General features: G+C 42.4%; 14 protein-coding genes. 13 read left to right on the top strand and 1 reads right to left on the bottom strand.

All coding sequences use genetic code 11. The features are described from left to right. The first annotated feature begins 6 nt into the window (after window positions 1–6). The 3 genes from LQE92_RS06485 to LQE92_RS06475 are packed head-to-tail and all read left to right on the top strand — an operon-like array spanning window position 7 to window position 3578. On the top strand, window positions 7–1221 hold the full coding sequence (locus LQE92_RS06485; protein ID WP_231062178.1) for a hypothetical protein: 1215 nt from the start codon (window positions 7–9) through the stop codon (window positions 1219–1221). A gap of 13 nt (window positions 1222–1234) precedes the next feature. Further along, window positions 1235–2779, top strand: a complete 1545-nt coding sequence (locus LQE92_RS06480; RefSeq protein WP_231062177.1) for a lipopolysaccharide biosynthesis protein — start codon at window positions 1235–1237, stop codon at window positions 2777–2779. After that, a complete protein-coding gene (locus LQE92_RS06475; RefSeq protein WP_231062176.1) occupies window positions 2766–3578 on the top strand; it encodes a LicD family protein in 813 nt (270 codons plus the stop codon). The genes LQE92_RS06480 and LQE92_RS06475 overlap by 14 nt, the downstream gene beginning before the upstream one ends. Here the strand turns inward: LQE92_RS06475 and LQE92_RS14730 are convergent. After that, window positions 3573–4445 carry a sporulation initiation factor Spo0A C-terminal domain-containing protein gene (locus tag LQE92_RS14730; protein WP_231062175.1) on the bottom strand — a complete coding sequence of 291 codons (873 nt, stop codon included), beginning with the start codon at window positions 4443–4445 and terminating at the stop codon, window positions 3573–3575. The two genes, LQE92_RS06475 and LQE92_RS14730, sit on opposite strands and share 6 nt — an antisense overlap. A gap of 268 nt (window positions 4446–4713) precedes the next feature. Here LQE92_RS14730 and LQE92_RS06465 point away from each other — a divergent pair, with 268 nt between their 5' ends. The 10 genes from LQE92_RS06465 to LQE92_RS06420 all read left to right on the top strand — a co-directional run bounded on the left by LQE92_RS06465 (window position 4714) and on the right by LQE92_RS06420 (window position 11825). After that, a complete protein-coding gene (locus LQE92_RS06465; RefSeq protein WP_231062174.1) occupies window positions 4714–5775 on the top strand; it encodes an LCP family protein in 1062 nt (353 codons plus the stop codon). Window positions 5776–5976: 201 nt separating this feature from the next. Continuing rightward, window positions 5977–6882, top strand: coding sequence for a DUF2156 domain-containing protein (locus LQE92_RS06460; RefSeq protein WP_231062173.1), 906 nt, complete (start codon window positions 5977–5979; stop codon window positions 6880–6882). A gap of 3 nt (window positions 6883–6885) precedes the next feature. Then, window positions 6886–8121, top strand: a complete 1236-nt coding sequence (locus LQE92_RS06455) for a GNAT family N-acetyltransferase (protein WP_231062172.1) — start codon at window positions 6886–6888, stop codon at window positions 8119–8121. A 52-nt stretch (window positions 8122–8173) separates the two neighbouring features. Continuing rightward, window positions 8174–8893, top strand: a complete 720-nt coding sequence (locus LQE92_RS06450) for an NAD-dependent protein deacylase (protein WP_231062171.1) — start codon at window positions 8174–8176, stop codon at window positions 8891–8893. 34 nt (window positions 8894–8927) lie between these two features. Then, window positions 8928–9119 carry a DUF951 domain-containing protein gene (locus LQE92_RS06445; protein WP_231062170.1) on the top strand — a complete coding sequence of 64 codons (192 nt, stop codon included), beginning with the start codon at window positions 8928–8930 and terminating at the stop codon, window positions 9117–9119. Between the two features lie 125 nt (window positions 9120–9244). Then, window positions 9245–9532, top strand: a complete 288-nt coding sequence (gene rpsF / locus LQE92_RS06440) for a 30S ribosomal protein S6 (protein ID WP_147596297.1) — start codon at window positions 9245–9247, stop codon at window positions 9530–9532. 21 nt (window positions 9533–9553) lie between these two features. Further along, the gene (locus tag LQE92_RS06435) at window positions 9554–10012 is read left to right on the top strand and encodes a single-stranded DNA-binding protein (RefSeq protein ID WP_231062169.1); all 459 of its coding nucleotides are present in this window, start codon (window positions 9554–9556) and stop codon (window positions 10010–10012) included. 29 nt (window positions 10013–10041) lie between these two features. Next, window positions 10042–10305, top strand: a complete 264-nt coding sequence (gene rpsR / locus LQE92_RS06430; RefSeq protein WP_147596295.1) for a 30S ribosomal protein S18 — start codon at window positions 10042–10044, stop codon at window positions 10303–10305. A gap of 439 nt (window positions 10306–10744) precedes the next feature. Next, window positions 10745–10882, top strand: coding sequence for a hypothetical protein (locus LQE92_RS06425; protein ID WP_231062168.1), 138 nt, complete (start codon window positions 10745–10747; stop codon window positions 10880–10882). Between the two features lie 127 nt (window positions 10883–11009). After that, window positions 11010–11825, top strand: a complete 816-nt coding sequence (locus LQE92_RS06420) for a YwmB family TATA-box binding protein (protein WP_231062167.1) — start codon at window positions 11010–11012, stop codon at window positions 11823–11825. The last annotated feature ends 92 nt before the right edge of the window (window positions 11826–11917 follow it).

The following is an 11917-nucleotide window of genomic DNA, read 5'->3' as shown; positions in this document are numbered from 1 at the left end:
AAATATATGAAAGTCAGTAAAAAAACATTTTTAGTTAATGTAATATTTATATGTTTTGTTTTTCAGCAGGCATTGCAATATTGCCCAATTCGGGAAATAGCATACTGTTTTCAATATGTAGATGAAATTATCACTTTGTTATTTTTACTAATAATTTTTTATAACTATAAAAAATTATCCAATCTAATTAGAATAGAAAAACGTATAATAATAACTTTTGGGATTATTTTACTTATAGGAATAATTTCCACCTTTTTTTATCAATACCAGAGTTGGTTGATTTCGTTTCAGGATGCTTTTATATGTTCCAAATTTTTAATTGTTTATATAGCCATCAGAACTTGCTTTCAAAAATACACGGCTGAGGATATATGTAAGAGAATATTAAAAACTACAAAATTTATTGTTATTATTTTTTTTGTCTTATCAATAAATGATGCATTTTTTAAACCAATATTTCATACTATGGGACACAGATTATTTGCCAGATCAATTATGCTCTTATATCCACATCCTACTTATTTAGCATCTGTTGCATATATAATGCTTTTGATTTTGGCAATTATAAATTCATCTAATAAAAAAATTTTTAAATATATGATAATGGATAGCTGTATCATTATTTTGACATTCCGCTATAAGGCTGTTGCTGCTGTTGTTATATTTTGGATGTTATATTTTTATATATTAAAAATAAAAGCTAAATCAAAGCTATTTATTGGTTTGTTTTCAACTATATCATGTGTTTTGATTGGTTACGAGCAGATAGAGAAATATTTTTTTAGCGTTGGTTTTTCTGCCAGACAAGTTCTATTGGATGACTCTATCATGTTAGCGCTAACGCACTGGCCTCTGGGCTGCGGTTTTGCTACATTTGGGTCTAGCCTTTCAGTTACAAATTATTCTATTATTTATCAGAATCTTGGATATGGTTACATTAATGGATTGAGTAAAGAAACAGCAGCCTTTTTAAATGATGGGTTTTGGCCGATTATGTTGGGGCAGTTTGGCATTATTGCATTTCTGCTGTTTTTGTATATTGTTTATCTACTCTTTAAAATAGTCTTTCGACATAAAATTGATTCCACTTATTTTATATCTGAGCTTTCGATTTTAGGATTTATGTTAATCACATCATTAGGAGAAACAAGCTATTTTTCTCCATATGCTATAATATATTTTATTTTTTTTGGTTTATGTATTAATAAACATTTTAAATAGAGAAAGGCTGAATATGATGAAGAGCCGCATAGTCAACTCGTCCAGAAATGCTTTATGGGGGGTATTTAATAAATTTACTACAATACTGTTCCCGTTTGTTACACGTACCATAATTATATATGTTCTTGGCGCCGAATATATTGGTCTGGACAGCCTGTTTGTTTCAATTTTTCAGATGTTAAATTTAATGGAAGTGGGTTTTGGAAGTGCTATGGTTTTCAATATGTATAAGCCAATTGCTGAACGTGATGAAGACACGATATGCGCGCTTTTAAAATTTTATAAAAAAGTATATATGGTCATCGGATATGTGGTGTTATTTATTGGAATAGTGGCCATGTTCTTGTTACCCTATCTTATTAATGGAACCGTACCGTCTGGCATCAATATAAATTTATTATACGTTTTATATTTACTGAATACGGTATTTGGATATTTTTTCTATGCTTACAGGGCTTCAATCTTGACAGCACATCAGCAGGATTATATAGGAGGAAGAATTTCTTCAGTTCTTCATTTAGTTATATATACTTTGCAGATTATCTCATTGTTGATTTTTAAAAACTATTATATTTATATACTGTTCTTGCCTATATTTTCAGTATTGTTTAATTTGCTTCGCAATCGAAAAGTAAGTAAATTATATCCGCAATATGTGGCCAGAGGGAAGATTAAAGAAGATTTAATTAAAGGAACCAAAAAAAATATTATTGGTTTAGTGGGATTCCGGCTGGAGGGGTATGCTCTTAATTCAGTGGATAATATAATTTTATCCAGTTTTTTGGGATTAACATCGCTTGCATATTTTGCAAATTATTATTACATTATATCTGCATTAACCGGAATTTTGACAGTATGTTATAATGCGATGACGGCTAGCATTGGCAATAGTTTGTGCACAGAGTCAGCAGAAAAAAATATTAGAGATTTTCATTTTTTGACTTTTCTAAATACTTGGTTGGTTGGTTGGTGTAGTGTTTGTTTGATTTGCTTATACCAACATTTTATAGTTATCTGGGTGGGTAACGAATATTTGCTGAGTTTAACGTCTGTAATTTTATTTGTTCTTTACTTTATGGTAAATCATTTAAGACGAATTGTCACAACATACAGAGATGCAGCAGGATTATGGTGGAGCGATAAAATAAGACCTTATTTGGTTGTGATTCTTAATATCGTTCTTGATATTATATTTGTTCAAGTTTGGGGGATAAATGGAATATTAACTTCTACCGTCTTTTTGTCAGCTTTTATTTCTATTCCATGGGAGCTACATATTCTTTTCAAAAATATTTTTATAAAAGAACAGAAAATAGATTATTATATACTCTTATTTAAGTATCTGCTTGAAATAGCTTTGGGAGGAGTTGTTTCTTATTTAATTTGTGTATCTGTTGGTACAGACAGCATAAGAACATTTATTATTAAAATTATTGTCTGTTGTTTAGTACCGAATTTAGTTTTTGTATTACTCAATCTAAGAAATAAAAATATGATAAGAGCTTACGAAACTATACGCCAAATGATTAGAAGGGATAATCAAAATGAAAGAGATTGATAGTGATTTATTAAAAAGAATGGAATTAAAAATTCTCTATCAGATTGATGTGATATGTCGTAAATATAAAATAAAATATTTTTTATTTGGCGGTACACTAATTGGCGCAATTCGTCATCAAGGCTTTATTCCATGGGATGATGATATAGATATTTGTATGTTACGTAATGATTATGAAAGATTCACTGCAGTTATGGAAAATTTAGTTACAGATATATATTTTTTGAACGTTGATAACTGTGAAGAGTATTTACATCCATTTGGTAAAGTTTGTCTTAAAAATACCTTTGTAAAAGAGCCAGGGATAAAACCTATACCCAATCTTGGCGTATTTGTTGACGTTTTTCCCTTCGATACTTTTCCTGAAAAAAAGGTAAAGCAAAAAATATTGTTAAAAAAAATGTATATTACTTATAAATTCAGATGGGTCAGTTCTCTTGAGAGATATGTAAGAACTAAAAAATTGCTTAATAATATACCTAATTATATAGGATATCTTATTGCAAATATGAAAGGGCCACAGTATCATGCGCGAAAACTAAATCATTTTGCTAAAGAATATGAAAATACAGAATCCTCTCTAGTGTTTAATTCGGCAGGACATCGTGAGATAATGAAACGGGATATTTTCAACAAAACGGTATACGTTTCCTTTGAAGACGAACAATATCCGATACCTGAAAAATATGATGATTGTTTAAAGGCGTTATACGGAGATTATATGAAACTCCCTCCTGAAAGTGAAAGAAAGGGAGGTCACGGCGTAGAGGCGTATTATTATGAGGAAGCAGAGCTATAATTTCTCAGCCATCTTGATTAGTTTCTTTGCCTCTGTTGCAGGGTCAGCTATTTTTATTATCCTTTTCTTTCTATAGGTTTCTAGTATACCATATAAAAGCTTTTCCAAAAACTGATTATCTGCAAAATAAAGATTATAGCAATCTGTTAATTCGGCAATAGTAGGAGCTTCGTCTGCTAACCCTAGTTCCAGGAACCAGCGATAAGCAATATTGATATCTAATGCTTCAATGAGACATTGGGGCGATTTCGTTTTGTAGATAGAGATCAGGAGCAAAAATCTAATGAACTGTATTGGTGACACAGCGCTATTGATGGTAGAATAACCAGGAGTTTCTGTAAAAAGTTTCGTTATGTGTTCCCAATTTACAGCGTCGTCCATAAGCCTTACCGGATGGTTTTCCGGTACAAGCTGTTCAATACAGACCGTATAGGTCTGACGCCGTTTGTTCGGGGCGCTGGCCATTACTTCTTCAATATCGGTAAGCGCGGCTTCCTGCCATGAAGAATTTAATAAATGGTGATAGCGAAAAATATGCTTAGGCTCCTGTTTTACCAGATAATCTGCCATAAAAGAAATCATCTCCGCAGGAGAGGGCTTTTCCAGGACACGGCAGCCAGCCACCTGGTTTAGAAACCGGTGGTTGCCATAATCCCAGCATTCACAGACGGCCCGGGAGATGCCGCGGGAAACACTGAGCGGAGTTTTGCCGAGAAGCGCTGCGATATCCGAATAAAGGCGTTTGCCCATATGGCGCATGTATGAGGGATCCTGAATGACAAGGCAAGTGGCAAGGGCAAGATATGTCGCGCGTTCATTCGTTATTTTGACTCCTAATTGTTTGGTGAGTTCGTAGACCTTTTGCATAAGTAATACTCCCGAATCAAATTGCTGCAATTATCATATGGCAGAAAAAACGGGATGAGCAGGCGCGGACATATTAAGACAGAAAAGAAATAAAAAAAGGATATCCGACTGTCGGTACGCATGTACCAACAGCCAGAATATCCTCATCTCATCCGGCATTATGTAATTGAACCTATTTTACTGTATACCCCAGATTATTTCAAGAGACTGACAGAATAAGACACAGGAGGGGACAGCTTTTTTAAAAAGAAGAAAAGGAGAAACAAAAATGAAGAAGAAAAAAGCCATACTGATAACCCTTACGGTCGTACTGGCCGTGGTGCTCATCGGAGTTATCACAGTGTATGCGTTATTCAAACATTATTATGGAATGATGAACCACGAAACTCTTTCCGAAACACCGGAGATTCAGGGAAGTATTCCGGAGGATGAGACAGAGGAGGGGACGGATTCGCCTGAAGAAGAGGTCAAGGATCTGGAAGATCAGCTGAAAGAGAACCTGGCAGCCGGCAGTCAGGAATTGGAATACGACCATGATGTCTATAACGTACTCCTCTTTGGGACCGACTCAAGGGATGATAACGCGAAGGGACGTTCGGACTCTATGATTCTGGTTTCCATTAACCGGAAGGAAAACAGGATTACCATGACCTCCTTGATGAGAGACATTTATGTATCCATACCGGGAGTGGGAAACAATCGTTTGAATGCTTCCTACGCATTTGGAGGGCCTTCTCTTCTTCTGCAGACCATCGAGGAAAATCTGGGCGTTCATATCGACCGTTATGTGCAGGTGAATTTCTTTGCCTTTATGGACGTGATAGACGTACTGGGCGGCATAGATCTGGATATCAGCGCGGATGAGATTACTATCATGAACAGATACATTGAAGAGCTGAACAGGATCACAGGCAAAGACCGGGATGTGGAGAAGCTGGATACCTCCGATGCGGGAACACGGCACCTGACCGGTAAGCAGGCTTTGGCCTATTGCAGAATCCGATATCTGAAGGGGGGAGAATATGAGCGGACGAGACGTCAGAGAGATGTGCTCGGAATCGTCTTTCAAAAGGCGAAATCCTGCAGTCTGTCGGAGCTAAATGACCTGCTGAACGCACTGCTCCCGGACCTTACGACTAACATTCCGGAAGGAGAAATGATTTCCCTTGTGCTGGAGTCCTCCAAGCTCCTAAAGTATGATCTGGAATCCGACAGGATTCCAGTGGAAGGGACGTATAAAGATATGAGGATTGATAAGAGAGCGGTGATCGGCATCGATTTCCCGGCAAACCGTCAGGCGCTTCAGGATATTATGTACGGTACAAGATAGCCGGAGCCTGCCTTGACAGAAATTTTTACCCGTAATATAATGGAGACAAGCAGCAGAAGCCCACACAGGTGCATATTCTGCCTTTTAATTGAATGGGAGAGGCACTTTTTGTAATGACCGTGTTATTGCGAAAGTGCCTTTTGTATATGGAAGTATACAACCAAAGGAAAACTTATAGAACAGGAAAGGTAATAAGATACCATGAGATGGGAGTTTAAACAGATAACAGCGGAGGATGTGGAGATTCTGCCGCGATTTTTTAATCTAAGGTCCAATAAGACGTGCGACAGTGTGTTCCTGGACAGTTTTTTATGGAAAGATTACTATCATGTGGAATACTGTGTTTGCGACGATAAGGCTGTGGAGTGGAAGATGACCGTAAAGAATGAGCAGTTTGCGGCGATTCCCCTCTGTAAAGAGGAAGACCTGTCCTATTACTTTTTTGATACGAAAAAGTATTTTAATGAGGTCCTGGGGCAGAAGCTGGCCATCTATCTGGCGGATGAAGAGGCCGTCCGGATTCTGGATCTGGACCCTGCAGAGTTTTCAGTTACGGAACAGACGGATGCCGCCGACTATCTCTATGATGGGGAGTCGATGCGGACTCTGGCAGGAAAAAAGTATCATAAGAAGAAAAATCATGTGAACGGATTCCGTAAAGAATATGAAGGCAGATATGAATACCGCACGCTCTGCTGCTCAGACAGAAATGACATGTGGAAGTTTCTGGACCGTTGGAGGAGCATGAAAGGCACCCAGCTGGAAGGCACACTGGATCCAGAGGTGGAAGGAATCCACAGTATCCTGAATCACTGCAGCGATCTGGGAGTCCGCATGGGCGGCGTCTATGTGGACGGACAGATGGAAGCCTTTACAATGGGAAGCTATAACCAAGTGGAAGACATGGCCATCATTCACATAGAAAAAGCGAATCCGGACATCAGAGGGCTGTATGCATTCATCAATCAGCAGTTCCTGGTACATGAGTTCCCGGATGTGACGCTGGTCAACAGGGAGGATGATGTGGGCCTGCCCGGGCTTCGGAAGGCCAAGCAGTCTTATAATCCGATTGGTTTTGCAAAGAAATTTCAGATCAGGGAGCTGTGATCCGTGGAAGAAAAATGGGAAGCCCGCATACTGGGAAAGCAGGATCGGAGAGCCTGCAGAAAGCTTTGGGAGACTGTTTTTACAGAGGATTCTGCCGGATTTCTTGATTATTATGATGCGTATAAGGTGTTGGGAAATGAGTGCTATGGGATATATGATCGGGAGGGAGAGCTGGCCTCCATGCTGCAGCTGAATCCATACAAGATGTATGTGAATGGATTTACTGCCATGAGCCGCTATGTGATAGCGGTGGCGACCAGGCCGGAACACCGTCACAAGGGCTTGATGAGACGCCTTCTTGTGAAAAGTCTGAAGGACTTGTATGACAAGGGCCTTCCCTTTGTTTTTTTGATGCCTGCCAGTGAGGCAATCTACCGCCCCTTTGGTTTCCGGTACTTTTACAGGATGAATGCGGGCAGGATCTGCGGAGAAGGCAGCAGAAAAGGCACAGACGGCTTGTCCGCCCGAAGGGCGGACAGAAGAGATATCCCGTCGATGGTCGGCTTTTCCTCTGAAATCTTGACGGAGAGCTTTGATTGTTATCCGGAGCGGGACAAGCCTTATTATCAGACGCTGCTGGCGGAGACGGAGAGCGAAGGAGGCGGAATCTTATTATTTGAGGAAGAAGCCGGGGAAATGAAAGCCTGTGTCCCTTTTTGGGGGGAGGAGCCTGTGGAAGTCCGGGAAATCCTTTGCCGTCAGAAGGACGGTTCCTTCGTTTTGGAAGCGCTGCGCGGTTATTTTAACGGAGAGATCACAGTAAACGGTTCTTCGTTTTTCATGAATGAGAAAAAGCCGGTCATCATGGGCCGGATCACGGACGTGGAGAGCTTTCTGAAGCTTTTTACGTCAGAGTATCCGGTGGAACTGTATATGCTGGTCACGGATTCTTTGATCTCTGAGAATGAAGGATATTATATATGGAAGCTTTCACCGGTTGGAAGCCAGGTACGGCGGACAGAGAGGCCAGATCTGAGCATCGGAAAACACTGGATGCGATGTGAGATACAGGGGCTTTTTGAATGGTTGTCAGGAGCCAGGGAATTGCCGGTGCTTCTTGAAGAGCAGGCCATACGGTTAGAGGGGCTTTCTGAGAACGCGGAAGGAGAGCTTAAGGCCGCAGAGGCCATATGGAGCGGCGGGGAGACAGGCAGATTGAGGGATGAAATGGAAAAATGGGAGGCTGATCTCAATGCTGTCCGCGTCTGCCGGGCGCCTTTTATCAACGAGATCGTCTGAAAGACAGGCGAAATTGCCGTTTTCTGTTTTGAATGGATGAAGGAGGATAAATATGGAAGAGAGAGAACAGCTGCGGGAATGGGTCGTGAACAGTGAAAACATTGTGTTCTTCGGCGGAGCAGGCGTTTCTACGGAGAGTAATATTCCGGACTTCAGAAGTGTGGACGGATTATATAACCAGGAATATGACTATCCTCCTGAGACCATTTTAAGCCATAGCTTCTATCGAAAGAACACAAAGGAATTTTACCGGTTTTATAAAAAGAAAATGATTTTCAAGGAGGCAGAGCCGAACCCGGCTCACCTGGCGCTGGCAAAGCTGGAGCAGGAGGGGAAACTAAAAGCGGTCATCACTCAGAACATAGACGGCCTGCATCAGATGGCCGGGAGCAAGGAGGTACTGGAGCTCCACGGTTCTGTACACAGGAATTTCTGCACCAGATGCGGGAGATTCTACGATGCGGATTATATCTTGGAGGCGAAGGAAATTCCAATCTGTGAATGCGGGGGCATCATCAAGCCGGACGTGGTACTGTATGAGGAAGGACTTGATTATGGAATCATGCAGAAAGCCATTTCTTACATAGCGGCTGCGGATGTGCTGATCATCGGAGGCACATCGCTGACCGTATACCCTGCGGCCGGCCTCATTGATTATTACCGCGGCAAGAAGCTTGTTCTCATCAATAAGGGAATCACCCCCATGGACAGAAGGGCAGACTTGGTGATCGCAGCGCCGATTGGGGAAGTATTGGGAATGTTCCTAAAGTGATAACGAATTAAACGGATTCCGAAAGGAGGACAAGATGGAATTTCAGATCGGCGATATTGTCAAGCTTAAGAAGCCTCATCCCTGTGGAAGCAGTGAGTGGGAAATCACCCGGGTGGGGATGGACTTTAAATTAAAGTGCATGGGCTGCGGGCATCTGATCATGGTGCCGCGTAAGTTAGTGGAAAAGAACTGCCGGGGACGCCGCAGACCGGAAGATCAGGACTGAGGTCAAAAACCTCTTGCCAACCTTGTCAAAACATGGTAGAATCTTTATTTGTGACAGTAGTTATACATTTCCTTGCTCCCCGATGGAATAAGCAGGGGGCCAGAGACCAAAAGGAGGTAAACAGCATGAACAAATACGAATTAGCGCTTGTGCTGAGTGCAAAGCTGGAAGAGGAAGAGAAGGCAGCCGCTTTAGAGAAAGTGCAGTCTTACATCACCCGTTTCGGCGGTACCATCACAAATGTGGATGAGTGGGGCAAGAAAAGACTTGCTTACGAGATCCAGAAGATGAAAGAGGGATTTTATTATTTCATCCAGTTCGAATCTGATTCTAATTGCCCGAACGAAGTGGAAAGCCACATTCGTATCATGGAGCCTGTAATCAGATATTTATGCGTGAGACAGGACGCGTAAGAAAAGAAAAGAGGAGATTGCATGAATAAAGTAATACTCATGGGAAGATTGACCAGAGACCCCGACATTCGTTATTCGCAGGGTGAAAAGGCCATGGCTATTGCACGGTATACGCTTGCAGTTGACAGAAGGTTCAGCCGCGGCGGCGGCGACGGCAATGACCAGACGGCGGATTTTATATCCTGTGTTGCTTTTGGAAGAAGCGCGGAATTCGCGGAAAAATATCTGCATCAGGGAACCAGGATTGTGGTGACCGGCCGGATTCAGACCGGAAGTTATACGAACCGGGACGGTCAGAAGGTGTATACCACGGATGTAGTGGTGGAGGATCAGGAATTCGCGGAGAGCAAAAGCGCGTCCGCTCAGAATGCCGGCAGCTCCTTCCGCCAGGAAGCCAGACCTCAGCCCAGCAGCGCGGTGGATGATGGTTTTATGAATATTCCCGATGGAGTAGAAGATGAGGGTCTCCCGTTTAATTAGATCATATTCGGAATAAGGAGGTTTTAACCATGGCTTACACAAGAGGTGATAGAGCGGATTCTCCGATGAAGAGAAGAGGCGGACGCAGAAGGAAAAAGGTTTGCGTGTTCTGCGGCGATAAAAACGGCGTCATTGATTATAAGGACGTTGCAAAGTTAAAGAGATATGTTTCTGAGAGAGGAAAGATTCTTCCCAGAAGAATCACCGGCAACTGCGCGAAGCATCAGCGCGCGCTGACCGTTGCCATCAAGAGAGCAAGACATATTGCTTTAATGCCCTATACAATGGAGTAATGAATTTTAAGAAGCGCCGGACGGCGCTTCTTTTTGTATACCTTTGAATACCTTTCAAACAAATTTATCTTTGCAAACCAGAGGAGACAGGAGGAAGTCCGCTTCCATCCAGGCGGGTCGCTGGCAGCCGTAACCAGCATCTTTGCGGCCTTCGGTCGGTCCTTTCCAACTGATATGGATAAATCGATATTTTTCCATGTCAGATTCCAACAAAAATCCGCATGATATGCGATTTTTGCCTCCCTTTCGGCCGGGAAGATCCTGCCAACGCCTTTGCAGCGCTCCCCTTACGATGGAATCGGATCATTCCTCCTGCTCCTCTTCCCGCACCGAAATAAGCTTTTATTTGTTGTGAAAGTCATTGAGGCGGCCACGGAGGCCCGCCGCCGTAAGGCGTGCGGGCCCTGGGGATATCCGATCCTTTTCTGGAATCAGGAAAATGGAAAACATTTATAACGGTGCGGCAGAAAGAAAACCGGCAGAACGATTCCGGGCCGGCCTAAAGGAGAGCGCCGCAGGGCAGCGGCCGGTGTTCCCCAGGCAGAGGCAGGCAGAAACGGAAAATCCGATTTCTTAACTAGGACTAATAGAATGATTCCAAAAAGTACATAGTATCATACCAGTAAATTCTTTTCTGCATAAAATTCCCTGCATCTGGAAATTCTTATAATAATAGAAGAATGAGAAAGGAAGGGGATTGCAGTATGGGAAAAGGGCTTCGGAAAGCGGCCGGGAAATGGAAGTTGTGCCTTTTGGGAATGCTTCTGCTTGCAGTGGCGGTTTTAATGTTCAGGGGGCCGGATACAGATGTGAGGGAAACGGTGCTGACAGCTTTTGAAAAAGCCAATTTTTCTGACAGCAGCTGTCATATCTATCGTGAAGGCTATTTGGATGACGCATACTATTTAATAGAAGAAAAAAAGACCTTTTTGGAGAATTTGACGGATAAATTGAATACACAGGGCATGGATGCCGAAGCCGGAGAAACGGAGAGCAGACGTATTAGCCAGGAGCATCTGAAAGATGGAAACAGCATCACCCTGGAGCAGACCGCGGGCGATGGAAGCTCTGTCCTGAGGCTCTCTTTTCTGACCCGGGAAGAAGAGATAAGCCCGTATGAACTCCGGCAGGAAAATTATCTGCGGGCGGACATCTACCTGCAGGGGCAGATCAGCGCGGAAAAGGCTTTGAAGGGGCAGAAACGCCTGGATGAAGCGACCGCGGGCTGCGGGCTGGAAGAACAGGTCTATGTCGAAATGGAGGGGAGCTATGAGGGCCGCCTTTCAAGAGAAGAGCAGGGGATCATCGTGGAATCCCTTCTGGATGAAATGAACGCAGAGCAGGTTGAAGAGATGAACGAAGAAGAGCTTTATACGGTCTATGCGTATGCCAAAGGCGCCGGAGAAGCTAAAAGCATTGCAGGAAGGAACGTTAATCTGAATCTGGCTGTATCCTACGACGAACAGGAGAACAAGACCATCTTTCATCTGGGATGTCCCATAATACGTGCAGATTATTAATGAATACCGCTGCGCCCGGTCATTTTATATGAGTAACAAATCCGGCAGAGACTGCATATGCTGTATTATATTATGGATATAAGGTGGCAGCT

Origin of the sequence: Lientehia hominis (assembly GCF_021044755.1) — a bacterium.
Classification (GTDB): domain Bacteria; phylum Bacillota; class Clostridia; order Lachnospirales; family Lachnospiraceae; genus Lientehia; species Lientehia hominis.
Note: the sequence above shows the minus strand (reverse complement) of the source record. Positions and strands in the feature narration are given on the sequence as shown.